This window comes from Streptomyces sp. NPDC004284, assembly GCF_042874035.1.
Taxonomy (GTDB): Bacteria; Actinomycetota; Actinomycetes; order Streptomycetales; family Streptomycetaceae; genus Streptomyces.
The window spans coordinates 69,057-92,918 of the sequence record NZ_JBIAMJ010000011.1; the positions used below are offsets into that span (position 1 = coordinate 69,057).

The window sequence follows — 23,862 nt, forward strand, 5'->3', positions numbered from 1 at the left end:
CTCAGACCCCCGCCGCCGTCTTGAGGGCCTCCACCCGGTCGGTGCGCTCCCAGGTGAACTCGGGGAGTTCGCGGCCGAAGTGGCCGTACGCCGCCGTGGCCGCGTAGATGGGCCGCTTGAGGTCCAGGTCGCGGATGATCGCGGCCGGGCGCAGGTCGAAGACCGCGCCGACGGCCTCCTGGATCCTCTCGTCCGGGAGCGTGCCCGTGCCGAAGGTCTCGACGAAGAGGCCGACGGGCTCGGCCTTGCCGATGGCGTACGCGACCTGCACCTCGCAGCGCTTGGCCAGACCGGCCGCGACGACGTTCTTCGCGACCCAGCGCATGGCGTAGGCCGCCGAGCGGTCCACCTTCGAGGGGTCCTTGCCGGAGAAGGCGCCGCCGCCGTGGCGGGCCATGCCGCCGTACGTGTCGATGATGATCTTCCGGCCGGTGAGTCCGGCGTCGCCCATCGGGCCGCCGACCTCGAAGCGGCCGGTCGGGTTGACCAGGAGCCGGTAGCCGTCGGACTCCAGGCTGACGCCCTCCTCGACGAGCTGCTTGAGGACGTGCTCGACGACGTACTCGCGGATGTCCGGCGTGAGCAGGCCCTCGACGGAGATGTCGGCGGCGTGCTGGGAGGAGACGACGACCGTGTCGAGGCGGACGGGCCTGTCGCCGTCGTACTCGATGGTGACCTGCGTCTTGCCGTCCGGCCGCAGGTACGGCACGGTGCCGTCCTTGCGGACCTCGGTGAGCCGCCGGGAGAGGCGGTGGGCGAGCGCGATCGGCAGCGGCATCAGCTCGGCCGTGTCGTCGCAGGCGTAGCCGAACATCAGGCCCTGGTCGCCGGCGCCCTGGGAGGCGAGCTCGTCCTCCGCGCCCTCGACGCGGGCTTCGTGGGCGGTGTCGACGCCCTGCGCGATGTCCGGCGACTGGGCGCCGATCGACACCGACACGCCGCAGGAGGCGCCGTCGAAGCCCTTCCCGGAGGAGTCGTAGCCGATGTCGAGGACGGCCTCGCGGACCAGCTGGGCTATCGGCGCGTACGCGGTGGTGGTGACCTCGCCGGCGATGTGGACCTGGCCGGTGGTGATCAGGGTCTCCACGGCCACGCGGGAGGCCGGGTCCTCGGCGAGGAGCGCGTCGAGGACGGTGTCGCTGATCCGGTCGGCGATCTTGTCGGGGTGTCCCTCGGTCACGGACTCCGAGGTGAAGAGGCGACGGCTCATGCCTGGACCTCCGCCGGGGCCTTGAAGAAGTGCCGCTCGATGGCGGCGAGGGAGCGGATGGAGTCGACCTCCAGGGTCTCCATCTGGATGGCGGTGCCGCTCTCCTGCTCCAGGAGGAAGACGAACTCGACGAAGGACAGCGAGTCGATGAGCCGGTTCTCGATCAGGTCGAGGTCGGCGGCGATGTCCTCGCGCTCGGGGTGACGCTCCAGGATCCAGTTCTTCACCGTCTGCAGGCCGTCGGCCATGGTTGTTCTCCTTGTCAGCTGTTCGATGAGGAAGGGGTGGGGGCGATGATCGGGGCGGCGACCGCGACCGCGTAGTCCACGTCGTGGCTGATGGACACGGTGATCTCGGTGATGCCGGACGCGGCGGCCATCTCGGCGGCCGACCGGTGCAGCTCCACGAGCGGCCAGCCGCCCTCGGAGCGCCGCACGACGATGTCCGGCCACGGCAGGAACCTGCCTCGGACCCGTAAGGTCTTGAACGCCGCTTCCTTGGCGGCGATCCGCCCGCACAGGCTCAGGACGTCGAGCCCCGAGGAGGTGCGGCAGTCGGCGAGCTCGCCGGGAGTGAGCATCCGCTCGAAGAACCGCTCCCCGTACTGGGCGAGGAGCCTGCGGACACGGTTGACGGACACGATGTCCATGCCGAGGTTCGCCCACCCCAGGCCGCCCGCCGGCGGGGCGGCGGGACGGGCCGGCACGTCAGATCACCGGCCCGACCACGTTCAGGACCGCCCGGGTCGCCGCCTCCCAGCCGCCGTGGCGGCGGGTCAGCGCCGACAGCCACCGCTCCAGGCCGAAGGCGACACAGCTGGTGAAGGCCGGTCCTCCGGTCGACTCCAGGGCGATGTCGCAGCGGTCGCCGAAGAAGTTGCGGTGCGTGTTGACCGAGGCGATCGCCAGGTCCTCGTACAGGAACTCGTGCTTCACCGGCGTGAGCCGCTGGAGGACCGCCTTGGAGCTGCCCTTGTCGAAGAAGGGGTCGCAGGCGGCCTCCCTGCGCAGCGGGAGGTCGAGCGCCGCCGCGAAGGACTGGATGCGGGTGGTGAACTCGGCGAGGTGGTTCTCGGCGTGCTCGCGGCTGCCGAGGGCGACGATCTCCCGCATGCGGAAGCCGAGCTGTCGCCGCATGCCCTCGTAGTGGGTCTCCTTGCGGAAGCACCAGGAGCAGATCGTGACGAGGGTGTCGTCGGCGACCCGGGTGCCCTGGTGGGTCAGGTAGACGGCGTAGCAGGACGCCGAGGGCAGGCCGAGCGCGGCGGGTTCGAGCGCTTCGCTCGGGAAGCGGCCGGCGCGGGGGTCGAAGGGCGTGGTCGCGCGGCGCTCCAGGTCGAGCGGGGCGGCGACGACGGCCTGGTGGGGGAAGTTGTCGTAGTAGTCGAGCTTGGCCAGGTCGGCGGCGGGGAGGAGCGGGGGCATGGTCATGGACCGGGCGCCCGCGGCCACCCCCCAGCCCTCGAAGGTGTCGTCGAGGAGCCGCAGCAGGCGGGTCCCCTCCGGGCCGAGGGAGGGCAGGCCCGTGGCGGACCCGACGCCTTTCTCGGGAGTCGTCAAGGTCATGGTCGGTGCACCTCTCGGGTGAGGGTGTCGTACGGACGGACGGACGGGCGGTCGTTCAGAGGACGGGCAGCGTGTCGTCGGAGAAGATCCCGGTCTTCAGGAAGAAGGCGAGCGGCTTGCGGATCGCCTTGCGCTCGTGGGCGCGGCGGGACTCGTCGGCGATCAGCGCGTTGCGCAGGGCGAGCGGGTCGGCGATGCCGGCGTCCTTGTACACGTGCGGGTTGTAGAGGGAGTTGACGCTGTAGACGACGTACCGCTTCAGGTACGCCTCGACCTCGCGGACCCGCTCGGCGCCCACGGCCTGGCACATCCGCTGGTACAGCAGGGAGACCAGCTCGCGTCCGAAGGCGATGTGGCGGGACTCGTCCTGGTGGTGGATGCGGTTGACCTCGCGGATGGTGTGGCAGAGGGAGGCGTCCTTCGCCATCCGGGAGTTGTAGTGGTCGACGAGCTCCTCGAAGAAGAGGATGCGGGTGAAGACGAGGAAGTTCTCGACCTCGGGCTCCCAGGCGGCGTCGGCGCGCATGGCGGTGGAGCCGTAGATCTTGTGGCCGTAGCGCCGGCAGAACTCGGAGAAGAACCACATGTGTTCGTTCTCCTCGCCGATGAAGTGGTGGAAGAAGTCCGAGGGGACTTCGAAGCCCGGCATGTGGATGCGACCGACGACCTCGATGAGGAGTTCGCGGATGCCGTGCACGTTGAGGCTGTAGAAGTTGATCGACTCCCACTTCGACAGGCGCCGAAGCGTTTCCTCACCGAGGGTGTCGTAGTGCTCGGTGCCGTGGACGGTGAGCAGCTCCGGCGTCATCCAGAAGCGGTCCTCCTCCAGCGTCTCGGGCCACTGGAAGGTCTGGTACGGGTTGTAGTAGTCCTCGACCGAGCGCTCGCTGAGGCGGCTGAGGACCTCCATGAAGCGGTCGGTGACGGGCAGGGCGGCGACGCCCATGATGCGGCTCCTCGGGGTGGGGTTACGGCCGGACCTCGTACACGGCGTTCACGGGGGTCTCGGTGGCGCGCCGCCAGCGGGTGAAGCCGGCCTCCTCGGCGATGGCGCGGAAGGCCTTCTCGCCGGAGTGGTTGCCGAGGGCGTGCGGGCCGCGCTGGGCGACGGCGACGGGCAGGCACATCACGGCGGACAGGGCCATGAACATGCGGGCGGCGGGGGTCTGGGTGTCGATGTCCTGCGGGGAGACGTTGGACTCGACGAGCATCCAGGTGCCGTCCGCGTCCAGGGACTTGTGGACGTGCTGGGCGGCGGCGACCGGGTCGCCCATGTCGTGCAGGGCGTTGAAGAAGCACACCAGGTCGTAGCCGGAGCCGGGGTAGTCGTCGGCGGAGGCGACCTCGAAGACGACGCGGTCGGAGAGGCCGGCCTCCTCGGCGAGCCCGCGGGCGATCGAGATGGCCTCCTCGGAGTAGTCGAAGCCGTGGACGGTGGCGTTCGGGAAGGCCTTCGCGATGAGGAGGGTGGTGTGGCCGACGCCGCAGCCGACGTCGGCGACGGTGCCGCCGTTCGCCAGCTTGCCGGTGACCTCGTGGAGGGCGGGCAGCCAGTCCGGGACGAGCTTGTGCTCGTACGTGGGCTGGAAGAAGGAGCCCATGCCGGTGTCGAGGGCCGCGTCGTGCTCGGCCCAGCCGACGCCGTCGCCGGTGCGGTACGCGTCGACGAGCAGGTCCTCGGTGGCGTACAGCGCCTTGAGGGCGGTGAAGAACCCGGCGGCGTAGGTGACGGCCTTCGGGTCGGCGAGGACCTCGACGTGGTCGGCGGGGAGCGCGTACGTGAGGGAGCTGGGGTGCCGCTCGACGTATCCGGCGGAGAGCTGGGCGTGCAGCCACTCCTCGACGTAGCGCTCGTTCGTGCCGGTCGCTGACGCCAACTGGGCGGCGGTCAGGGGGCCTTCGGCGGCGAGGGCCTTGTAGAGGCCGAGGCGTTCGCCGAGGGCGACGGTCAGGCCGCGGACGGCCGCGCCGGCGTCGGTGATGACCTTCTGGTGGAAGTCGTGGGCGCTCATGCGGCCTTCTCCTCCTCGTACGTCGGCGTGTCGCAGGTGAAGAGGAAGGAGCGGGGGACGCGCGGCACGGAGCGGGCCGGTACGGGGTAGGGCCAGCGGTCGAAGGCGGCGCCGTCCTCGCCGGGCTGCTTGACCTCCCGTACGGCCCAGCCGCAGTCGGCGAGCAGTGCCTCGGGCTCCTCGGTGCCGAAGAGCCACGGGTTGCCGTCCTCCTCCAGGGCCTTCATGAAGCTCCGGGCGAGCGGGTTCTCCAGGGCGGACTTCGAGATGACGTCGCCGAGCAGGACGGAACCGGGCGCGGCGTGCGCGGCGAGCAGTGAGATGAGGGTCCGTACGGCCTGCTCGGGCAGGAAGAACAGCAGGCCCTCGACCACCCACAGGACGGGCTCGTCGCTCTTCCAGCCGGCCTCCTTGAGGGGGCCGGTCCAGTCCTGGGTGAGGTCGACGGGGACGGTGATCCTGGTGCGTCCGGCGGGCTGCGGCTCGTCCTTGAGCATCTCGGCCTTGGCCTCCAGGAGGGCCGGGCGGTCGAGCTCGTAGACGGTGACGCCGTCGGGCCAGGGCAGCCGGAAGAAGCGGGTGTCCATGCCGGCGGCGAGGAGGACGACCTGGCGGATGCCGCGCTCCTCCACCGCCTTGACGACGGCCCGGTCGAGGTAGGTGGTGCGGATGGCGAGGAACGGCACGATGCCGCCGCCGTCGTAGCGCGCGAGCAGTTCGAAGCCGGTCTCGTCGGCGACGGTGCGCGCGTAGGGATCGGCGAACAGCCGGTCCTCGCGCTCGGTCTCCAGGGCGCGCGCGGCGGCGGTCCACTGGGCGGTGCGGGATACGGCCTCCACAGGAGGTCCCCCCTTCGGTCGGGTTTCGGGAAGTACGGACGGCCGTGTTCAGGGGCCTGGCGAAGGGCGGTTCGTCAGGCGCTCATGACCGGGACACAGGTCTTGGCCGGTCGCACACAGGCGACGGGGTCCTCGGCCGCCGGCATCGACGACGGATGGCCGGCCTCGGATCCGGCGGGGCGCCGGCGGAAGATGCTGTGCAGGATCATGCTGAACACGGCCGTCCCGTCGGGGGCCACGAGCGTGCACCGCGGCTTGACGGTGCCGGTGGCGGGGTTGAACGGCGACGGGGTCGCGCCGAGGATCTCGACGCGGGCGGTGAGGACGTCGCCCGGGCGGACGGGCCGCAGATAGCGGACCTCGTCGATGCCGGGCGAGCCCGTACAGGCGCTGTAGGCGAGCAGTCCGTCGACGTAGCGCCGCATGAACATCGACTGCGTGTGGAACCCGCTGGCGATCAGCCCCCCGAACGGGGAGTCCTTCGCGAGCTCGGGGTCCGTGTGGAAGGGCTGCGGGTCGAAGCGCCTGCCGAACTCCAGCACCTCTTCCGCCGTGACGGTGACGGTGCCCAGCTCGTGGACGTCGCCGGGCCGGAAGTCCTCGAAGTAGCGCATCGCGCGCCCCCCTTGACCTAGGAGTCAACGTTTCCTGGCATCACCCAATCTACGAATCGACCATTTATTTTGTCAACCCAAAAGAAGGCTCACGACATCGCCTGTTCGATGTCGGACCAGAGGTCCTCGACGTCCTCGATGCCCACCGACATCCGCACGAGACCGGGCGCGATCCCCGCGGCGGCCAACTCGCCCTCGCCCAGCTCGCGGTGGGAGGTGGACGCCGGATGGGCCACCAGCGTCTCCACGCCGCCGAGCGAGAGCGCGAGCTTCGCGAGCCGTACGCGCTCGATGAAGGCCCGGCCCGCCTCCCGGCCCCCGGCGAGCTCGAAGGAGAGCAGCCCGCCGCCGCCCGCGAGGACCTTGCGGGCGGTGTCGTACGAGGGGTGGCCGGGACGCCGGGGGTAGTGGACGGCCGTGACGCCGGGGCGGGCCGCCAGGAGTTCGGCGAGGGCCGCGGCGTTGGCGCAGTGCTCGCGCATCCGCAGCGGCAGCGTGGGGATCCCGCGCAGGGTGAGCCAGGCCGCGAACGGGTCCGCGCAGGCGCCGAGTTCGACCGTGCGGGGCCACACCCGGCGACGCAGCGCGCCGTCCGCGAAGACGGCGGCGCCGCCGAGGACGTCGGAGTGGCCGGAGAGGTACTTGGTGGTGGAGTGCACGACGACGTCGGCGCCGAGCTCCAGGGGGCGGCACAGCACGGGCGAGGCGAGCGAGTTGTCGACCAGGCTCGTCACCCCGAGGGTGCGGGCGGCGGCGAGGAGGCCGGGGAGGTCGGGGACCTGGCCGGTGGGGTTGGCGATCGTCTCCAGGACGAGGAGCCGGGTGGCGGGGTGCGCGGCGGCGGTCTCGAACTCGGCCGGGTCGTCGCCGGATATCCGTACGACCTCGACCCCGTACCGCCCGGCCAGGTCCGACAGGACCGCGTGCGTCCCCCCGTACAGGCAGCGCTGGGCGACCACCCGGTCGCCGGGCCGCAGGAGGGCGAGGAGCACCCCGCTGATGGCGCCCATGCCGGAGGCGAAGGCGATGGCCCCCTCCCCTCCCTCCAGGCCGGCGAGGGTCTGCTCCAGGGCCCGGACGGTCGGGTTGCCGCGACGGCTGTAGACGTACCGGCCGTCGGGGTCGGCCATCGCCCCGGCGAGCTCGGCGGCGGAGTCGAAGGCGAAGGCGGAGGACTGGACGAGGGGCACGGACAGCGGCCAGCTGCCGCCCGGAAAAGGCTCGTTGACGATGTGCACGGCACGGGTGTGGAGCTCCACGACGTTCCTTCCTGGGTACGGGAAAGGGGCCGCCCGACGTCCGGTGGAACGGACATCGGGCGGCCCCTCTGGTCTTCGGTTCGGGCGGAGACCTCTTCGGTTCAGGCGGAGACCTTCTCGCCCTGCGGGGCGGGGGCGGCGGCCTCGGCCGCGACCGCCTTGTCGCCCTTCATGACGAGGAGGGTGACGACACCGCCGACGGCGGCGATGACCGCGGCGCCGACGAAGGCGGAGGAGAAGCCGTCGGTCAGCTTCGGCAGGTTGCCGAGCTGGTCGGCGCCCTGGGACATGGCGACGGCGGTGAGCGCGGCGAGGCCGAGCGCGGAGCCGACGTTGTAGGTGGTGTTGACGATGCCGGAGGCGAGACCGGCCTGCTCCTGCGGGGCGTTGGCCATCGCGCTCATCATCGTCGGGATGTAGGCGAGGGACATGCCGAGCGCGGCGACCAGCGAGGCCGGCAGGACGTCGACGAGGAAGGTGCCGGTGGGCTCGACGGCGGCGAGCCAGACCAGACCGGCGGCGAGGACGAGCAGACCGCCCGCGATGAGCGGCTTGGCGCCGACCTTCATCATGAGCCGGGCCGTGATGGCCGTCATGAAGATCATGAGGAGCACGGTCATCGGGAGGAGCGCGGCACCGGACTCGAAGGCGCCGTAGCCGAGGACCTGCTGCAGGTACAGGTTGAGGAAGTACCACATCGGGATCCACGCGGCGCCGAGCAGCGTCATGGCCAGGTTGGCCGAGCCGAGGCGCGGGACCCGCCAGACGCTGAGCGGCATGAGGGGCTCGCGGATGCTCTTCTGGACGACGAGGAAGAGGATCAGGAGGACGGCGGCGCCGGCCAGCTCCAGGATCGTGGCGGTGGCGCCCCAGCCGACCTCGGGGGCACGGACGACGGCGAAGACGGCGAGCGCGAGGCCGGCGGTGACGGCGACGGCGCCGAGGATGTCGACGGAGCCGCGGCGGGACTCGACGTCCGGGAGGAGCTTGGTGGCGGCGAGGGTCGCGAGGCCGATCGGGATGTAGATGATGAAGACCCACTGCCAGCTCACCCATTCGGTGAAGACACCACCGAGGAAGACGCCCGCGGTGCCGCCGGCGGGGGCCGCGGCGCCGTAGAGCGCCATCGCCTTGCCGAGCTCCTTCGGGTCGTGCATGAAGAGCATCATGAGCAGGGTCATGGCGGAGGGCGCGATGAGCGCGCCGCCGACGCCCTGGACGGCGCGGCCGACGATCTCGACCCAGGCGGTCTGCGCGGCCGCGGCCACGACCGAGCCGGCGATCATGACGACCCAGCCGGAGACGAAGATCCTGCGGGCTCCGACGAGGTCGGAGAGGCGCCCTCCGAGGAGCAGCAGGCCGCCGAAGACGATCACGTACGCGTTGAAGATCCACTGGAGCTCGCTCTGCGAGAAGCCCAGGTCCTTCTGCATCTCGGGGAGCGCGACCCCGATGATCGAGGTGTCCATGATGACCATGAACTGAGCGGCGGCGAGCACGACAAGTGCCCACCAGCGCCGGGGATTGACGGTTGACATTGCCCTGACCCTTCACTCGCTGCCACATACCCCTAGGGGGTACCTGTGCGGAGCACCGTAGCATACCCATGGGGGGTATGTAAGAGTGAGAGGAAGGCGCGGACGGGGACGCGTGGGAAGCACGCCCTCCGCACCCCGGGCCGGGCAGAATGCCCGTATGACCGCAGAGGAAGAGCGCGAGCGCGACCGGGACCTGCTCAGGCGCTGGAACACCACCCTGCTCGCCGCCCGCGCCGGCCGCGAGGGCCCCGACCCCGCCCCGTACGGCCGGAACCTGCTGTCCCGCTGGGCCGAACCGCAGCGCCGCTACCACACGGTCGACCACCTCAAGGCGGTCCTGGACCGCATCGACGAGCTCGCCGACCAGGGCGGGGAGGGCGGCGAGCTGGAGCTCGTACGGCTCGCCGCCTGGTTCCACGACGCCGTCTACCGCCCGGACCGCTCGGAGAACGAGGAACGCTCGGCGGCCCTGGCCGAGAAGGCCCTCGCCGAAGCGGGCCTCACCGCGCACGAGGTCACCGAGGTGGCCCGCCTGGTCCGCCTCACGACCACGCACGACCCGGCCGCGGGCGACCTCAACGGCGAGACCCTCTGCGATGCGGACCTGGCGATCCTGGCCACGCCCCCGCATACGTACGGGGGGTATGCGGCGGCGGTCCGCGAGGAGTACGCCTTCGTCCCGGAACCCGCCTTCCGCGAAGGCCGCGCCGCCGTCCTCCGCCAGCTCCTCGCCCTCCCCCGCCTCTTCCGCACCCCCTACGGGGCGGCGGTCTGGGAGGAACGGGCCCGGGAGAACCTGGAGAGGGAACTGGCGCAACTGACGGGCCCGGCCGCCGAAGGCTGACCGGGCCCGTCGCGTGCCTGTGGACCTACGGCTTCGGGGCCGGGGTGCCGGTGGTGCTGGGGCCGCCGCCGGGTTCGGCGGTGCCGGAGAGGGAGGGGGCGGGGGCGCGGTCGTCGTCGTCCTCGCAGCCGGTCAGCAGCAGCGCGGCCGTCACGGCGAGCGCGGTGGCCAGCAGGGCGGCGGCCCGGCGCCGGGCGCGGTCGTTCCTCATGCAGGGGGCTCCTTCGGGTCGTTCGGTACGTGGCCGGGAAGAGGGGGCTTCAGCGTCTGAGCGCCTCCGCGGGCTCGATCCTCGCCGCCCGCCACGCCGGGTAGATCCCCGCGAGCAGGCCCGTCGCCAGACCGGCCGCCGGCGCCGCGGCGACCGTCGCCGGATGGATCACCGCCGTCCAGTCCCGGGCCAGCGCGACCCCGAGCACGGTGAGCACCCCGAGGGCCGTGCCCACCAGGCCGCCGATCGTGCCGAGCGCCGCCGACTCCGCCAGGAACTGGAGCGTGATGTGCCGGCCGCGCGCGCCGAGCGCCCGGCGCAGCCCGATCTCCCCGGTCCTCTCCAGGACGGCCACGAGCGTGGTGTTGGCGATGCCCACCGCACCGATGACCAGCGAGATGCCCGCGAGCAGCAGGAAGAGCCGGCCCAGGTCCGAGGTGACCTCGCCGCGCAGCGCCTTCGGATCCGGCGGCGGCAGGGAACGGAAGTACTCGGGGTGGTCCGCGCGCAGCGCGAGCGGGACGCTCGCCGCCACCTGGCGGGCCGCGCCCAGGCGGGTCGCGACGAGCATGCGCGCCCGGCTGTCCGGCGGCCCCCAGATCCGCTCGGCCGCCGTGCGCGGCACCACGACCGAGAGGAGCAGGTCCGCCTTGCGCCCCACGTCGTCGATGATCCCGATCACGGTGAACGGCTGCTCCCCGATGAAGACGGCGGGCGCGGTCTCCAGCGTGGTGATGCCCAGACGGGCGGCGAGCGCCGAACCGATGACGGCGACCTGCCGGCCCGAGCGCTCGTGGTACGCGTCGTAGAGCCTGCCCTGGGCCAGGGTCGGCATCGCGGCCTCCAGCGCGCCCGGGGTGGCGGCGACCACCGGCACGCGTTCGGCGCCGCCCCGGGCGTCGTGCACCGGCGCGCCCCGTACGGCCTCGCCCGCGCGCAGCGGGACCGTCCAGTACACCCCCGCGTGCTCCACGCCGTGCAGCCGCTCGACCCGGCGGTCCGCGTCGGCCGGGAAGGCCAGCGGGACCACGTCCGCGTCGTCGCCGCCCGTGTCCTCCACGGTCACCTCGGTCGCGCTGAGCACGCTGAACCGCGCGTCGATCTGCGCGGAGGCGGTCGCGGTCAGCCCGAGGATCGCCACGAAGGAGCCCACCCCGAGGATCGTGCCGAGCGCGGTCAGCGCGGAACGGGCCGGGCGCTGGAGCATGCCCGCCGACGCCTCGGCGAGGAGGTCCCGCCAGGAGAGCCGGGAGGGTACGACGTCCCGCTCACGCGCCATCGGGCACCGCCGCCCGCTCGCTCAGCACGCCGTCGCGGATCGCGACGGTCCGCATGCCGCGGGCCGCGACCGCGGGGTCGTGGGTGATCACGACCATGGTGATCCCGTCGGCGTGCAGTTCGTCGAGGAGGGCGAGCACGGAACCCGCGGTCGCCGAGTCCAGGTTGCCGGTCGGCTCGTCGCACAGCAGCAGCGACGGGCGGGCCACCAGGGCGCGGGCGATCGCGACGCGCTGCCGCTCACCGCCGGAGAGCCGGGTGGGCAGGGCGTTCGCCCGGTGGCCGAGCCCGACCCGGTCCAGGGCCTCCCGGGCGCGGGGGCGCCGCTCGCCCCGGGCGATCCGGTTGTAGACCATCGCGAGCATCACGTTCTCCAGGGCGCTGCGGTGCGGGAGCAGATGGAAGGCCTGGAACACGAAGCCGATCCGGCTGCCCCGCAGCGCGGTCCGGCCGGAGTCCCCGAGGGCCCCGGTGTCGGTGCCGTCCAGGAGGTACGTGCCCCCGGTCGGCCTGTCGAGCAGGCCGGCGATGTTGAGGAAGGTGGACTTCCCGGAGCCGGAGGGCCCCACGACGGTGACGTACTCGCCGCGGCGCACCAGCAGGTCGCAGGGGTGCAGTGCCGTGACCGGGGGCGGTCCGGGATAGGTCAGGGACACGTCCCGGAACTCGATGACGGGTGCGCCGGTCTCGTCGTGCCCGTCCGCCGTGCCGCCCCGTGCGGCGGGCGTCCCGGGCGTGTCCGGCACGTCCGGTGCCGCGGTCCTCACGGTCCCGTCCCCTCTCCCCCGGTCGGCGCGCCCCATCGGTCAGTTCGCCGTCGTCTCGGAGCCGGACCCGGCCGTCGACCCGGCCGACGCCCCTGACCCCGGCCCGCTCCCGGACCCGGCCGCCGGACCGCCGCCGGCGGCCCCCGTCCGCACTCCGATCACCACCCGGTCGCCCGCCCGCAGGCCCGGCCCCCCGCCCACCGGGGTCACCTGCACGTATCCGTCGCCGGACGTTCCGGTACGGACCTCGATGCGGGTCCTGCGGTCCGCGGGGCCGAGGACCGTGACCGTGGTGCGGCCGTCCGCTCCCGCGGACACCGCCGAGTCCGGTACGACGAGGACCGGCCCCGCCGAGGACGCGGCCTCCACCGTCAGCCGTACGTCCTGGCCGGCGAGCGCCGTCGGCAGGGCCTTGTCGGGCCGGACCACCATGCGGTGCTTGCCGACGGCCTCGCCCGCCTCGGAGCCCGAGCCGTCGTCGCCGCCCGCGCCCCCGCCCGTCTGGACCGCGGTGTCGGAGACCGAGGCGACCGTCGCGGAGGCCTCGGCACCGGTCGCCTCGGCGAGGATCCGCACCTTCTGCCCGGCCCGTATCAGACCCTTCTGGGCCGGGTCGAGCAGTCCGGTGACCACGAGCTCGCCGGCGGAGACCGTCATCAGCTTCGCGGTGGGCTGGGAGCCCACCGCGACGTCCAGGGCGTCGACCCGCCCGGGGAAGCCCCGGAGGTAGACCACCTCGGCGGCGGGCAGCATCGGCCCCGACGCGATCCGCGCCTCCGCGAGCCGCTCCTTCGCCAGGTCCAGGTCCTCCTGGGCACGGTCGCGCTGCCAGGCCGCGTCCGGGCCCTCGGCACGCCGGGCGTCCTCCCGGGCGCGGCGGGCGGCCCGGACCGCGTCCTCGGCCGCGGTGAGCGCGGCGCCCCCGTCCGCGGTCGCGGGCGGCGCGTCGTACCCGATGGAGGTGTAGAAGGAGCTGAGCGCCTCCTGGGTGCCCGGTCCGAACGTGCCTGCCTCGTCGCCGCCCGTGGCGTGGCCGAGGCCGGCCAGCGCCCGCTGGAGCTGGCGCACGTCCTGCCCCTCGGATCCCGGCTTGAGGTCCCGGTAGACGGGCAGCGCCCCCGGCAGGGCGAACACCGGCCGCCCGGACACCTCCAGGAGCACCTTCCCGGCGCCGAAGGCGCGGCCGACGGCCAGCGGGGTCTTGGTGACGACCGCCCGCGCCGTGTCGGCGCCGCCGGCGAGCGCGGTGACGTCGACCGACTGGGCGGCGGCCACGGTCCCGCGCAGCACCACCGAGTCCTTCAGGACCCGGCGCTCGACCGTCGCGGTCAGTACGTCGGGGGCGGGCGGGCCGGCCGAAGCGGCCACCTCCTGGGGCGACTTCACCAGGGTGGCGGCGCCGACTCCGGCCGCCGACAGCAGGACGGCGCCCGCCACGACGGCCATGAGCACGCGGCGGCGCCGCCGTAACCCGGTGTCGCCCACATCGGCGGGGGAGGCGGTCTCTTCGGAGTCCCGCGCGGGTGCGGTCAAGGATCAGTCGCCCTTCTCGATGACCCGGGCGGAGTTCCGCAGGATGACGTCCATGCTCTTCTTCACGTCCGCCAGGTGCTCGGCGTTGTTCTCGACGTACCGCCGTTCGTACGCCTCCGTCAGCGCCCACCAGGTGCCGACCACGTTGGTCCGCCGCTTGCACGCGACGTCGGCCTTGGCGGTGGCGATCTCGTCGGGGCGGCGCGGCCCGGCATGGTGCCACTTCTCGTCGTCCACGGCCTGTTTGGGGGTGGCGTAGTCGTAGCCGGCCTTCTTCATGCAGGCGCTCCAGTCGGCGTGGACCTTCTTCATCCGGTCGTCGACGAGGGCCCGTTCGTGGGCGTCGATGCGCTCGTTGCCGGTGGCGAGGATGTTGATGCCGTCGACGGCGCCGGTCTGGACGGCGACGCCGGACTCCTTGGCGCAGCCGCCTTCGGGGACGGTCTCCCCGCCGACCTGCTGGTTCGCCGCCTTGCCGGTGTAGACGGCCTGTTCGGCCTCGGTGGTGTTCGCCCCGCCGGTCGGGCGCTTGTTCATGCCGGGCGGCAGATCGGGCGACTGGTAGCCGAAGCGGGCGGCGCGGTCCTCGTCGATGATGCCGAAGTAGCTGGGCTTCTCCGGCTGGAGCGGCGGCGCCTTGGCCGGGTCGATGGTGGAGTCGAGCGCCTTGTAGTCGAAGCCGAAGCGGGCCATGCAGGTGCGGGCCGCGATCCGCTGCGCGGCCATGAAGGTGATGAACTGGTCCTTGGTGAGGGTGTACGCGTCCATGGGGAGGCCGGGGATGTCGGCACTCCGGTTGATCCTCGGTACGTCCCCGAGGGCGGGGGGCCCGCCGTCCGCGCCGTCACCACCGCCGCCGGAGCAGGACGCCAGCAGGGACACGGCGATCACCGAAGAGGCGGTCACCGCACCGAGGTTGCGCACGCGGGCCACGGGGCCTCCTTGTCGTCGGGTTCGGCGGACCGGCAGGAGAGGGCCGGTCGGACGGACGGTTCCCGCCCGGGAGGGACGGGAACCGCCGTACGGACTCGATCAGCGGAATCCGGTCAGCGGGCTTCGGTCGGTGGACGTCGCCCGGCGGACGTCGCTCAGTGGAAGGTGATCGAGCTCGCCCGGTCGTTCATGGCGTCGCCGACGTAGCTGGACGACGTGTAGATGCCGTACGTCGCACCGCCGAAGCCGCCGTGCTCGTAGAGCGTCTCGCCGCAGTTCGAGTAGCCGCGGAACGAGGAGATCCCGTCGTTCCACGCGCTGGCGACCTGGGACAGGGAGTAGTCCGTGTCCAACGAGTCGTCGCAGGTGCCGCTGGTGGTGACGGTGTAGGTCGAACCGCCGTAACCGGAGTCCCAGTACTGGATTCCGCCCACGTAGGTGGCGGTGGTCCCCGCCTCGCCCGCCTGCGCGGGAGCGACTCCGGCGAAGAGCGCCGCGCCCGACAGGGCGAGCGCCGCGATGATCGACTTTCTGCGCACGTTGTTCCCTTTCACTTGACGGATCGGAAACGTTCATGCGGCCGGGGGACGCCTCCGGCGACACGGCCCGCCGCCGACCACGCGACGGCGCCGACACCGCAGGACCCCCCTGGCGACACGGTCCGGGAGTCTGCCCCGCGGACCGCGCCACGGGCAACGTGCAGCAGCCCGTTCCGGACCGTGCCGGAACGGGCGGTTCGCCCCATCCGCTGCGGGTCTGAGTGCCGGAACCGGGAGGTACGGGGTGTCCGCGCGCCCACGGGAACGTGGCCGGTTCCACCCGGGCCGCCCGCCCCCGGGCCACGGCCGGTTCGCGGGTGCGCCGCCCGCCCCGGCCCGGCATCCCGTATCGCGAGATGTTCGCCCTCGGAGGAATGACAGTCCCGAACCCCGGGTTGCCCATGTCATGCCGTCTTCGTCGTCCGCGTCCGCCGCCGCGCCTCCCACGACCCCGCCCGCCTCTCCCACCGCCCGCATGCCCCTGGCCGTCTACATCCTCGGCCTGTCCGTCTTCGCACTCGGCACCAGCGAGTTCATGCTCTCCGGGCTCCTGCCGCCCATCGCGGAGGACATGAACGTCTCCATCCCGCGTGCCGGACTGCTCATCTCCGCGTTCGCGATCGGCATGGTCGTCGGGGCGCCGCTCCTGGCCGTGGCGACGCTCCGCCTCCCCCGCAAGACGACGCTGGTCGCGCTCATCACCGTCTTCGGCCTCGGGCAGATCGCGGGCGCGCTGGCCCCGAACTACACGGTCCTCTTCGCGTCCCGGATCGTCAGCGCGTTCGCCTGCGCGGGCTTCTGGGCGGTCGGCGCGGCCGTCGCCATCGCGATGGTGCCGGTCGGCTCGCGCGCGAAGGCGATGGCGGTCATGATCGGCGGCCTGTCGATCGCCAACGTCCTCGGCGTCCCGGCCGGCGCGTTCCTCGGCGAGCACCTCGGCTGGCGCTCGGCGTTCTGGGCGGTCGGCGCGGCCTCCGCGATCGCCCTCGTGGGCGTGGTGACCCGCATCCCGCACATCCCGCTCCCGGAGACCAAGCCCCGCCTCAAGCGCGAGCTCACCATCTACCGCGACCGGCAGGTCCTCCTGGCCGTCGTGATCACCGCCCTCGCCGCCGGCGGCGTCTTCTGCGCCTTCTCCTACCTCGCCCCGCTCCTCACCGACGTCTCCGGCCTCGACGAGAGCTGGGTCTCGGCGGTCCTCGGCCTCTTCGGCGTCGGCGCCCTGGTCGGCACGACGATCGGCGGCCGGGTCGCGGACGCCCACCTCTTCGGAGTACTGCTCAGCGGCATCGCCGCGTCCACGGTCTTCCTGGTGGCCCTGGCCCTCCTCGCCCCGAACCCGGTCGCGACGGTCCTCCTGACCTTCCTCCTCGGCGTCTCGGCCTTCTACACCGCCCCGGCCCTCAACGCCCGCATGTTCAACGTCGCCGGCGCCGCCCCCACCCTCGCCGGCGCCACCACCACCGCCGCCTTCAACCTCGGCAACACCGGCGGCCCCTGGCTCGGCGGCACCGTCATCGACGCCGACCTCGGCTACGCCTCCACCGCCTGGGCCGGCGCCGCGATGACGGCCGTGGGCCTGGCGACGGCCGCGGTGGCCCTCAAACTGCACAGGTCCACCTCCCGCGTGGTCGCGTCGGGCACGCCCCAGCAGCAGGAGCAGAGGGCCGACGCGCCCTGCTGACCGGCCGTTCGAAGAAAATCCCGCCACGGGCGATGAGTTCCACCATGATCGACAGTCAGAGCTCATGAACCGACCGGGACACGAGAAGCAGAGGAACCGACCATGCGCACCCTGATCAGCACCGCCTTCATCTCGCTCGACGGCGTCGTGGAGGCCCCGGGCGGCGAGCCCGGCTACCGGAACTCCGGGTGGACCTTCAAGGACGTCGAGTTCCTCCCCGAGGCGTTCGAGATCAAGGGCCGCGAGCAGAAGGAAGCGGCCGCGATGCTCATGGGCCGGACCAGCTACGAGGCGTTCAGCGCCGTGTGGCCCGACATGGAGGAGTTCGCCGACTACAAGGCCATGCCGAAGTACGTCGTCTCCACGACCCTCACGGAGGACGACCTCGTCGACAACTGGGGCGAGACGACGATCCTGCGCTCCCTCGACGAGGTCGCCGCCCTGAAGGAGACCGAGGGCGGCCCGATCATCGTCCACGGCAGCGCCTCCCTGAACCAGGCCCTGTCGGACGCGGGCCTGATCGACCGCTACCACCTGCTCGTCTTCCCGCTCCTGCTCGGCGCGGGCAAGCGCCTCTTCAGCACCACCGACAAGGACACGCAGAAGCTGAAGCTCGTCGAGCACGAGGCCTACGCCAACGGCCTGCAGAAGAACGTGTTCGACGTCGTCCGCTGACCCGCCTAGGGTGACGCCCGTGACGACACGGATGATCATCCTCAACGGTGGTTCCAGCTCGGGGAAGTCCGGCATCGTGCGGTGCCTGCAGGCCGTACTGCCGGACCCCTGGCTGGCGTTCGGCGTCGACTCCTTCATCGACTCCCTGCCGGCGAAGATGCAGGACGACGACGCCGGGATCTCCTTCGGCGCCGACGGCGGCGTCAGCGTCGGCGACGGCTTCCGGGCCCTCGAGGCCGCCTGGGCCGGCGGGCTCGTGGCGATGGCCCGGGCAGGCGCGCGGATCGTCGTCGACGACGTCTTCCTCGGCGGCGCCGCCTCTCAGCAGCGCTGGCGCGAGGCCCTCGGCGACCTGCCCGTGCTGTGGGTCGGCGTCCGGTGCGAGAGCACGGTCGCCGAAGGCCGGGAGATCGCCCGCGGGGACCGGACCACCGGAATGGCCGCACAGCAGGCCCTCAGCGTGCACGAGGGCGTGACGTACGACGTCGAGGTCGACACGACCCGCGCCGAGTCCCTGGAATGCGCCCGCGCCATCGCCGCCCGGCTGGGCTGACGCGCCTCAGGCGACCGGGCGGCCCTTCGGGCGCCGCAGGCCCGCCCGGGTGAGGTGACCGAGCAGCTCCTTCGAGCCGACCTCGATCGCGCCCGCCGCCACCGCGTCCGCGTACCGGTCGGAGGGGATGTCGTAGTGGTCCCGCTCGAAGGCGCGCGGCGGCGCGCCGATCGACGCGGCGAAGGCGTGCAGCTCCTCGAAGGAGACGTCGCTGACCAGGTGCGACCACATGCGGCCGTGGCCCGGCCAGGTCGGCGGGTCGATGTACAGGCTCACCCGAGGTCTCCGCTCACTTCAGGCCGCCCACCGGGGCCACCACCACGCCCTGCTTGCCGCAGACCCAGTGCGGGTCGGGCCCGAGCTCCGGCTCCACGTCGAGGGCGTGCGGGTCCCCCGAGGCGCAGACCGGGCAGAGCGGCCAGCGTCCGTACCGTTCGAGCAGCGCGTCCTGCACGTCCTGGGCGACGAGCCCGGCGACGTACGACACCCCCTCGGGCCACTGCTCGACCCACCAGCGCCGGTGGGTCACCGCGTCCTCCACCATCGACACGACCTCTGCGGCGGCGACCTCCCGGGCCACCAGGTCGGCCAGAACCAGCGCACGGGCGGCATGCAGCGCCTGCTCCACGGGGTCGATGTCGTCCATGGACTCATTGTCACCCGAGCAGGGGAAAGGGCGAAGGTCCCCTCCGGATCCGGCGCCGGAGGGGACCGCGCGGATCCGGCTCCGAAGAGGACCGACGGGGTCTTGTCGCCCCCCGCGGCCGAAAGTATCTTTCACATGTGACCAATGACGTGAAGGAAAGTTTCACCAGCGACGCGCCGCCCGCCCCCGCCGCCCTCGCGGCCAAGGTGCGCACCCTCGCACCGTCCATGACCCGCTCCATGCAGCGGGTCGCCGAGGCCGTCGCCGGAGACCCGGCCGGCTGCGCCGCGCTCACGGTCACCGGTCTCGCCGAGCTCACCGGCACCAGCGAGGCGACCGTCGTCCGCACCGCCCGGCTCCTCGGCTACCCCGGCTACCGCGACCTGCGGCTCGCCCTCGCCGGCCTCGCCGCCCAGCAGCAGTCCGGCCGCGCCCCGGCCGTCACCGCCGACATCGCCGTCGACGACCCCGTGGCCGACGTCGTCGCCAAGCTGGCCTACGACGAGCAGCAGACCCTCGCCGACACCGCCGCCGCACTCGACACCGTCCAGCTCGGCGCCGCCGTCGCCGCCCTCGCCGCCGCCCGCCGCATCGACATCTACGGCATCGGCGCCTCCGGCCTCGTCGCCCAGGACCTCGGCCAGAAGCTGCTCCGGATCGGCCTGATCGCGCACGCCCACAGCGACCCGCACCTCGCCGTCACCAACGCCGTGCAGCTCCGCTCCGGCGACGTCGCCATCGCCATCACCCACTCCGGCTCCACCGGCGACGTCATAGAACCGCTCCGCGTCGCCTTCGACCACGGCGCCACCACGGTCGCCATCACCGGCCGCCCGGACGGGCCCGTCACCCAGTACGCCGACCACGTCCTCACCACCTCCACCGCCCGCGAGAGCGAACTGCGCCCCGCGGCCATGTCGTCCCGCACCAGCCAACTCCTGGTCGTGGACTGCCTGTTCACCTGCGTCACGCAGCGCACGTACGAGACGGCGGCCCCGGCCCTCGCCGCCTCGTACGAGGCCCTCGCCCACCGCCACTCCCCCCGAACCCGCTGACCGAACCCGCCGAGAACCGGCGCCGACGACGCCGCCGTACCGAAAGAGTCCCCGTGTCCACCTCGTACTCCGAACTCCGCGCCCAGCTGGCCACCCTCACCACCGAGGCCTTCCGCCCCGAGCTCGCCGAGATCGACCGGCTCCCCACCCTGGACATCGCCCGCACCATGAACGGCGAGGACCGGACCGTCCCCGAGGCCGTCGCCCGGCAGCTCCCCGCGATCGCCGCCGCGATCGACGCCACCGCCGAGCGGATGGCCCGCGGCGGACGCCTCGTCTACATGGGCGCCGGCACCGCGGGCCGCCTCGGCGTCCTCGACGCCAGCGAATGCCCGCCCACCTTCAACACCGACCCCTCGCAGGTCGTCGGCCTCATCGCGGGCGGCCCGACCGCCATGGTCAAGGCCGTCGAAGGCGCCGAGGACTCGCGCGAGCTGGCCGCCGCCGACCTGGACGCCCTCGGCCTCACCGCCGACGACACCGTCGTCGGCATCTCCGCCTCCGGCCGCACCCCGTACGCCGTCGGCGCCGTCGAGCACGCCCGCGCCCGCGGCGCCCTCACCATCGGCCTCTCCTGCAACGCGGACAGCGCGCTCGCCGCCGCCGCCGAGCACGGCATCGAGGTCGTCCCCGGGCCCGAGCTCCTCACCGGCTCCACCCGCCTCAAGGCCGGCACCGCGCAGAAGCTCGTCCTCAACATGATCTCGACCATCACGATGATCCGTCTCGGCAAGACCTACGGAAACCTGATGGTCGACGTCCGCGCCTCCAACGACAAGCTCCAGGCCCGCTCCCGGCGCATCGTCGCCCTGGCCACCGGCGCACCGGACGAACAGATCGAGACCGCGCTCGCCGCCGCCGACGGCGAGGTGAAGAACGCCATCCTCATGCTCCTCGCCGACGTCGACGCCCCCACCGCCGCCGCGCGGCTGACCGCGTCCCGGGGCCATCTGCGTGCGGCGCTGCACGCGACCGGGCCCACCGAGTAACCCGGCCGCACGCGACCGGGCCACCGCGCACCCCCTCACAGCAAGGCGCCACCGCACCATGAGCACAGACGACAAGAACCGCGCCACCGCCGCCGCGATCCTCCCCCTCGTCGGCGGCGCCGGGAACATCAGCTCCGTCGCCCACTGCATGACCCGCCTCCGCCTGGGCCTGCGCGACCGCTCGCTCGTCCAGGACGAAGCCCTCAGGGCCCTGCCGTCCGTCATGGGAGTGGTGGAGGACGACACGTACCAGATCGTCCTCGGGCCGGGGGCGGTCGCCCGCGTGACACCGGAGTTCGAGGCCCTCGTCGCCGAAGCGGCCCCGCACCGCACCGCCGAGGACCTGGCGGACCGGGGCGCGGCCCTCAGGGCGGCCCGGAAGGCGAGGAACGCGACCCCGTTCAAACTGTTCCTCCGCCGGATCGCGAACGTCTTCGTCCCGCTGATCCCCGCCCTCATCGGCTGCGGCATCATCGCCGGCCTCAACGGCCTCCTCGTCAACCTGGGCTGGCTGCCCGGCGTCACCCCCGCCCTCGCCGCCGTCGCCAGCGGCTTCATGGCCCTCATCGCGGTCTTCGTCGGCTACAACACGGCCAAGGAGTTCGGCGGTACGGCGATCCTCGGCGGCGCGGTCGCCGCGATCATCGTCTTCCCCGGCGTCGCGAAGGTCGACGCGTTCGGCCGGACGCTCTCCCCCGGCCAGGGCGGTGTCCTCGGCGCACTGGGCGCGGCCGTCCTCGCCGTGTACGTGGAGAAGTGGTGCCGCCGCCGGGTGCCGGAGTCCCTCGACGTCCTCGTCACCCCGACCCTGACCGTCCTGGTCTCGGGCCTCGTCACGGTCTTCGGCCTGATGTACGTGGCCGGTGAGATCTCGCGGGCCATCGGCGAGGCCGCCGACCGGCTCCTCGCGAACGCCGGCGCCGGCGCCGGCCTCCTCCTCGGCGGGCTCTTCCTCCCCCTCGTCATGCTGGGCCTGCACCAGGCGCTCATCCCGATCCACACCACCCTCATCGAGCAGCAGGGGTACACGGTCCTCCTCCCCATCCTCGCGATGGCGGGCGCCGGCCAGGTCGGCGCGGCCATGGCCGTCTACCTGAAGCTCCCCCGCAACGGCTCCCTCCGCCGCACCATCCGCTCCGCCCTCCCGGCCGGCTTCCTGGGCGTCGGCGAACCCCTGATCTACGGCGTCTCGCTGCCCCTGGGCCGCCCGTTCGTCACGGCCTGCGTGGGCGGCGCGTTCGGCGGCGGCTTCGTCGGCCTCCTCAACATGCTGGGCGACAAGGTCGGCTCGACCGCGATCGGCCCCTCCGGCTGGGCCCTCTTCCCGCTGCTCGACGGCAACAAGGGCCTCGGCGCGACGATCGCGATCTACGCGGGCGGGCTCGTCGTCGGCTATCTGGCCGGCTTCGTGGCGACGTACTTCTGGGGCTTCAGCAAGGAACTCCTGGCGGAGTTCGACGTGGAGACGGAAGCCGAGGTACGACCGGAGTCCACGGACACGGACACGGACCCGGCCCCGTCTCCGGTGAAGGTCTGAGAGGTACGGGAGAGGGCCCGGCCGGAGAGATCCGACCGGGCCCTTCCTCGTCCCCACCGACAGAGAACGTCACCGGCAGAGAACGTCACCGGCAGAGAACGTCCGCCTCCGGCCGCACCCCCTCCGTCAGGAAGCGGGTCACCGCCCGGTCGCCGCACGCGTTCCCGTTGCCGAGGTAGACCGCGTGGCCGCCCTTGTCGACCGAGACGAGGCGCGCCCGGTCGCCGAAGGCCTCCCGCATCTTGAGGCCGGCGGAGTGCGGGGTCGACGGGTCGCGCAGGTTCTGGATCATGAGGACGTTGGACGGGCCGCGGTCGGTGATGCGGGTCGGCTTCTCCACGGCGCCGCCCTTCCAGAAGGCGCAGGGCGTGATGTTCGCGGGCATGCCGGCGGTCAGCGGGTGGCGCGCGCGGTCGGCGGCGACGGCCCGCTCGTACGCCGGGACGGACGCGGGCCAGTCCACGTCGTTGCAGATCACGGCCACGCTGACGGTCGCCGCCTCGTCGGGCATCGGCCCGGCCAGCTCCGGCGGCAGGACGGGCACGCCGGCCGGGTCGAGGGCCTGGGACATGAGGCGGGCGAAGGCCGGGAAGGAGGCGTCGGAGTACAGCGCCTGCTGGAGCGCCTGCCGCAGGACCGTGCCCGTCAGCGGCACACCGGGGGTCGTCGTCGCGCGCGGCGCGCGGTCGAGGCGGGCGGCGAGGTCGAGGAACAACGGCCGTACGTCCTCGGGGCGTTCGGCGAGCTGCCCGTCGCGGGCGGCCCAGGCCGCGAAGTCCGGGAAGCGGTCCTCGGCGCCGCGCGCCATGCCCGCGAGCCAGCCCTGCGCGACGTGCTTCGGGTCGGGGTCGGCGCTGCTGTCGAGGACCCAGCGGTCGGTGCGCTCCGGGAACTTCTGGGCGTAGACGGCGGCCACGTACGTCCCGTACGAGACGGCCCACGCCGACAGCTTCCGCTCGCCGAGCGCCTGCCGCAGCCGGTCGAGGTCCCGTGCCTGGTTGGCGGTCGTGAGGCTCCGCACCATCGCGCCACCGTTCCGGGCGCAGTCCTCGGCCATCCGGCGGGAGCGGGCGGCGTTCTCGCCGATGCCGCCGTCGGCGGCGGGCCAGGACCGCAGGGTCACCAGGCGCCGGTCGTCCGCGTCGAAGCCGCACCGGGCCTTCGCGGAGCCGCCGACCCCGCGCGGGTCGAAGGCGACGAGGTCGTACGCGCCGTTCGTCTCCTTCGCCAGCGCGGCCCCCTTCTGCCCGAGCCGCTGCACCCCGGAGCTCCCCGGGCCGCCCGGGATCACCATGAGCGTCCCGCGCCGCGCCTCGGGCCGGGTGCTGCGCAGCCGGGCGACCGCGAGCCCGATCCGCTCGCCCTCCGGGTCGGCGTAGTCGAGGGGTACGGAGAGCGTGGCGCACTGCTGCCCCGGCAGCGGCTTCACGGCGGGGTCGCAGTCGCCCCACACCAGCCCGGTCGCGGCGGTGGCGGGGGCGGCCCCGCCTCCGACGAGTCCGACGCCCGCCACGGCGGCGACGGAGAGGGCGAGCATCAGGGCCTTGCGTCCACGGTTCGTTGTCATGCGCACAGCCTCTC

General features: G+C 72.9%; 26 protein-coding genes. 7 read left to right on the plus strand and 19 right to left on the minus strand.

Annotation, left to right across the window (positions count from 1 at the left end; all coding sequences use genetic code 11):
* Position 1: 1 nt before the first annotated feature.
* The 10 genes from metK to ACFYUS_RS26035 form a co-directional block, all read right to left on the minus strand.
* The gene (metK, locus tag ACFYUS_RS25990; RefSeq protein WP_388856673.1) at positions 2–1,210 is read right to left on the minus strand and encodes a methionine adenosyltransferase; all 1,209 of its coding nucleotides are present in this window, start codon (positions 1,208–1,210) and stop codon (positions 2–4) included.
* Positions 1,207–1,458, minus strand: coding sequence for a phosphopantetheine-binding protein (locus ACFYUS_RS25995; protein WP_388856676.1), 252 nt, complete (start codon positions 1,456–1,458; stop codon positions 1,207–1,209). Before ACFYUS_RS25995 ends, metK begins: the two co-directional genes overlap by 4 nt.
* Positions 1,459–1,472: 14 nt before the next feature.
* Positions 1,473–1,916, minus strand: a complete 444-nt coding sequence (gene acpS / locus ACFYUS_RS26000) for a holo-ACP synthase (RefSeq protein ID WP_388856679.1) — start codon at positions 1,914–1,916, stop codon at positions 1,473–1,475.
* A gap of 1 nt (position 1,917) precedes the next feature.
* Positions 1,918–2,775: a hypothetical protein gene (locus tag ACFYUS_RS26005; RefSeq protein WP_388856682.1), complete on the minus strand. Its 858-nt coding sequence runs from the start codon at positions 2,773–2,775 to the stop codon at positions 1,918–1,920.
* Positions 2,776–2,830: 55 nt separating this feature from the next.
* On the minus strand, positions 2,831–3,721 hold the full coding sequence (locus tag ACFYUS_RS26010) for a diiron oxygenase (RefSeq protein ID WP_388856685.1): 891 nt from the start codon (positions 3,719–3,721) through the stop codon (positions 2,831–2,833).
* A gap of 22 nt (positions 3,722–3,743) precedes the next feature.
* Positions 3,744–4,787, minus strand: coding sequence for a class I SAM-dependent methyltransferase (locus ACFYUS_RS26015; protein ID WP_388856688.1), 1,044 nt, complete (start codon positions 4,785–4,787; stop codon positions 3,744–3,746).
* Entirely contained in the window at positions 4,784–5,626 is an 843-nt protein-coding gene (locus tag ACFYUS_RS26020) for a class I SAM-dependent methyltransferase (RefSeq protein ID WP_388856691.1), read from the minus strand. Before ACFYUS_RS26020 ends, ACFYUS_RS26015 begins: the two co-directional genes overlap by 4 nt.
* 74 nt (positions 5,627–5,700) lie before the next feature.
* Entirely contained in the window at positions 5,701–6,240 is a 540-nt protein-coding gene (locus ACFYUS_RS26025; RefSeq protein WP_388856694.1) for a MaoC family dehydratase, read from the minus strand.
* Positions 6,241–6,329: 89 nt separating this feature from the next.
* On the minus strand, positions 6,330–7,499 hold the full coding sequence (locus ACFYUS_RS26030) for a trans-sulfuration enzyme family protein (protein ID WP_388856697.1): 1,170 nt from the start codon (positions 7,497–7,499) through the stop codon (positions 6,330–6,332).
* 101 nt (positions 7,500–7,600) lie between these two features.
* On the minus strand, positions 7,601–9,037 hold the full coding sequence (locus tag ACFYUS_RS26035; RefSeq protein ID WP_388856700.1) for an MFS transporter: 1,437 nt from the start codon (positions 9,035–9,037) through the stop codon (positions 7,601–7,603).
* A 157-nt stretch (positions 9,038–9,194) separates the two neighbouring features.
* Between ACFYUS_RS26035 and ACFYUS_RS26040 the strand changes: the two genes are divergently transcribed.
* A complete protein-coding gene (locus ACFYUS_RS26040) occupies positions 9,195–9,881 on the plus strand; it encodes a hypothetical protein (RefSeq protein ID WP_388856703.1) in 687 nt (228 codons plus the stop codon).
* 25 nt (positions 9,882–9,906) lie between these two features.
* Here ACFYUS_RS26040 and ACFYUS_RS26045 read toward each other — a convergent pair whose 3' ends face one another.
* The 6 genes from ACFYUS_RS26045 to ACFYUS_RS26070 all read right to left on the minus strand — a co-directional run bounded on the left by ACFYUS_RS26045 (position 9,907) and on the right by ACFYUS_RS26070 (position 15,142).
* The gene (locus tag ACFYUS_RS26045; protein WP_388856705.1) at positions 9,907–10,092 is read right to left on the minus strand and encodes a hypothetical protein; all 186 of its coding nucleotides are present in this window, start codon (positions 10,090–10,092) and stop codon (positions 9,907–9,909) included.
* A 49-nt stretch (positions 10,093–10,141) separates the two neighbouring features.
* Positions 10,142–11,371 (minus strand): ABC transporter permease, encoded by a 1,230-nt coding sequence (locus tag ACFYUS_RS26050; RefSeq protein WP_388856708.1) that lies wholly within the window; start codon positions 11,369–11,371, stop codon positions 10,142–10,144.
* Complete coding sequence (locus tag ACFYUS_RS26055) at positions 11,361–12,041, minus strand: ABC transporter ATP-binding protein (protein WP_388857165.1); 681 nt, start codon at positions 12,039–12,041, stop codon at positions 11,361–11,363. Before ACFYUS_RS26055 ends, ACFYUS_RS26050 begins: the two co-directional genes overlap by 11 nt.
* A 135-nt stretch (positions 12,042–12,176) precedes the next feature.
* Entirely contained in the window at positions 12,177–13,670 is a 1,494-nt protein-coding gene (locus tag ACFYUS_RS26060; protein ID WP_388856711.1) for a peptidoglycan-binding protein, read from the minus strand.
* A gap of 3 nt (positions 13,671–13,673) precedes the next feature.
* Positions 13,674–14,603: a hypothetical protein gene (locus tag ACFYUS_RS26065; protein WP_388856714.1), complete on the minus strand. Its 930-nt coding sequence runs from the start codon at positions 14,601–14,603 to the stop codon at positions 13,674–13,676.
* A gap of 155 nt (positions 14,604–14,758) precedes the next feature.
* Positions 14,759–15,142 carry a hypothetical protein gene (locus ACFYUS_RS26070; protein WP_388856717.1) on the minus strand — a complete coding sequence of 128 codons (384 nt, stop codon included), beginning with the start codon at positions 15,140–15,142 and terminating at the stop codon, positions 14,759–14,761.
* 475 nt (positions 15,143–15,617) lie between these two features.
* On the opposite strand from ACFYUS_RS26070, the gene ACFYUS_RS26075 reads away from it, so the two are divergent.
* The 3 genes from ACFYUS_RS26075 (at position 15,618) to cpt (ending at position 18,054) form a co-directional block, all read left to right on the plus strand.
* Positions 15,618–16,826 (plus strand): Cmx/CmrA family chloramphenicol efflux MFS transporter, encoded by a 1,209-nt coding sequence (locus tag ACFYUS_RS26075; RefSeq protein ID WP_388857168.1) that lies wholly within the window; start codon positions 15,618–15,620, stop codon positions 16,824–16,826.
* 102 nt (positions 16,827–16,928) lie between these two features.
* On the plus strand, positions 16,929–17,501 hold the full coding sequence (locus ACFYUS_RS26080; RefSeq protein ID WP_388856720.1) for a dihydrofolate reductase family protein: 573 nt from the start codon (positions 16,929–16,931) through the stop codon (positions 17,499–17,501).
* 19 nt (positions 17,502–17,520) lie between these two features.
* Positions 17,521–18,054 carry a chloramphenicol phosphotransferase CPT gene (gene cpt / locus ACFYUS_RS26085; protein ID WP_388856723.1) on the plus strand — a complete coding sequence of 178 codons (534 nt, stop codon included), beginning with the start codon at positions 17,521–17,523 and terminating at the stop codon, positions 18,052–18,054.
* Between the two features lie 6 nt (positions 18,055–18,060).
* On the opposite strand, the gene ACFYUS_RS26090 is transcribed toward cpt, so the two are convergent.
* On the minus strand, positions 18,061–18,330 hold the full coding sequence (locus ACFYUS_RS26090; protein ID WP_116159655.1) for a DUF4031 domain-containing protein: 270 nt from the start codon (positions 18,328–18,330) through the stop codon (positions 18,061–18,063).
* 13 nt (positions 18,331–18,343) lie between these two features.
* A complete protein-coding gene (locus tag ACFYUS_RS26095) occupies positions 18,344–18,700 on the minus strand; it encodes a hypothetical protein (protein WP_388856726.1) in 357 nt (118 codons plus the stop codon).
* Between the two features lie 137 nt (positions 18,701–18,837).
* Here ACFYUS_RS26095 and ACFYUS_RS26100 point away from each other — a divergent pair, with 137 nt between their 5' ends.
* From ACFYUS_RS26100 to ACFYUS_RS26110, 3 genes are read left to right on the plus strand one after another with little or no spacing between them, the layout of a single operon-like run.
* On the plus strand, positions 18,838–19,755 hold the full coding sequence (locus ACFYUS_RS26100; protein WP_388856729.1) for a MurR/RpiR family transcriptional regulator: 918 nt from the start codon (positions 18,838–18,840) through the stop codon (positions 19,753–19,755).
* Positions 19,756–19,808: 53 nt separating this feature from the next.
* Positions 19,809–20,744 carry an N-acetylmuramic acid 6-phosphate etherase gene (gene murQ, locus ACFYUS_RS26105; RefSeq protein WP_388856732.1) on the plus strand — a complete coding sequence of 312 codons (936 nt, stop codon included), beginning with the start codon at positions 19,809–19,811 and terminating at the stop codon, positions 20,742–20,744.
* A gap of 58 nt (positions 20,745–20,802) precedes the next feature.
* Positions 20,803–22,281 carry a PTS transporter subunit EIIC gene (locus ACFYUS_RS26110; RefSeq protein WP_388856735.1) on the plus strand — a complete coding sequence of 493 codons (1,479 nt, stop codon included), beginning with the start codon at positions 20,803–20,805 and terminating at the stop codon, positions 22,279–22,281.
* Between the two features lie 85 nt (positions 22,282–22,366).
* Here ACFYUS_RS26110 and ACFYUS_RS26115 read toward each other — a convergent pair whose 3' ends face one another.
* The gene (locus tag ACFYUS_RS26115) at positions 22,367–23,848 is read right to left on the minus strand and encodes an alpha/beta hydrolase (RefSeq protein ID WP_388856738.1); all 1,482 of its coding nucleotides are present in this window, start codon (positions 23,846–23,848) and stop codon (positions 22,367–22,369) included.
* Between the last annotated feature and the right edge of the window lie 14 nt (positions 23,849–23,862).

What these genes read in the sequence shown, in the direction of transcription:
- ACFYUS_RS26045 (WP_388856705.1), bottom strand. Translation starts at nt 10,092, where the DNA reads ATGAGGAACGACCGCGCCCGGCGCCGGGCCGCCGCCCTGCTGGCCACC.
- ACFYUS_RS26075 (WP_388857168.1), top strand. Translation starts at nt 15,618, where the DNA reads ATGCCCCTGGCCGTCTACATCCTCGGCCTGTCCGTCTTCGCACTCGGC.
- ACFYUS_RS26015 (WP_388856688.1), bottom strand. Translation starts at nt 4,787, where the DNA reads ATGAGCGCCCACGACTTCCACCAGAAGGTCATCACCGACGCCGGCGCG.
- ACFYUS_RS26025 (WP_388856694.1), bottom strand. Translation starts at nt 6,240, where the DNA reads ATGCGCTACTTCGAGGACTTCCGGCCCGGCGACGTCCACGAGCTGGGC.
- ACFYUS_RS26050 (WP_388856708.1), bottom strand. Translation starts at nt 11,371, where the DNA reads ATGGCGCGTGAGCGGGACGTCGTACCCTCCCGGCTCTCCTGGCGGGAC.
- ACFYUS_RS26040 (WP_388856703.1), top strand. Translation starts at nt 9,195, where the DNA reads ATGACCGCAGAGGAAGAGCGCGAGCGCGACCGGGACCTGCTCAGGCGC.
- metK (WP_388856673.1), bottom strand. Translation starts at nt 1,210, where the DNA reads ATGAGCCGTCGCCTCTTCACCTCGGAGTCCGTGACCGAGGGACACCCC.
- ACFYUS_RS26035 (WP_388856700.1), bottom strand. Translation starts at nt 9,037, where the DNA reads ATGTCAACCGTCAATCCCCGGCGCTGGTGGGCACTTGTCGTGCTCGCC.
- ACFYUS_RS26010 (WP_388856685.1), bottom strand. Translation starts at nt 3,721, where the DNA reads ATGGGCGTCGCCGCCCTGCCCGTCACCGACCGCTTCATGGAGGTCCTC.
- ACFYUS_RS26095 (WP_388856726.1), bottom strand. Translation starts at nt 18,700, where the DNA reads ATGGACGACATCGACCCCGTGGAGCAGGCGCTGCATGCCGCCCGTGCG.
- ACFYUS_RS25995 (WP_388856676.1), bottom strand. Translation starts at nt 1,458, where the DNA reads ATGGCCGACGGCCTGCAGACGGTGAAGAACTGGATCCTGGAGCGTCAC.
- ACFYUS_RS26115 (WP_388856738.1), bottom strand. Translation starts at nt 23,848, where the DNA reads ATGACAACGAACCGTGGACGCAAGGCCCTGATGCTCGCCCTCTCCGTC.
- ACFYUS_RS26110 (WP_388856735.1), top strand. Translation starts at nt 20,803, where the DNA reads ATGAGCACAGACGACAAGAACCGCGCCACCGCCGCCGCGATCCTCCCC.
- ACFYUS_RS26005 (WP_388856682.1), bottom strand. Translation starts at nt 2,775, where the DNA reads ATGACCTTGACGACTCCCGAGAAAGGCGTCGGGTCCGCCACGGGCCTG.
- ACFYUS_RS26080 (WP_388856720.1), top strand. Translation starts at nt 16,929, where the DNA reads ATGCGCACCCTGATCAGCACCGCCTTCATCTCGCTCGACGGCGTCGTG.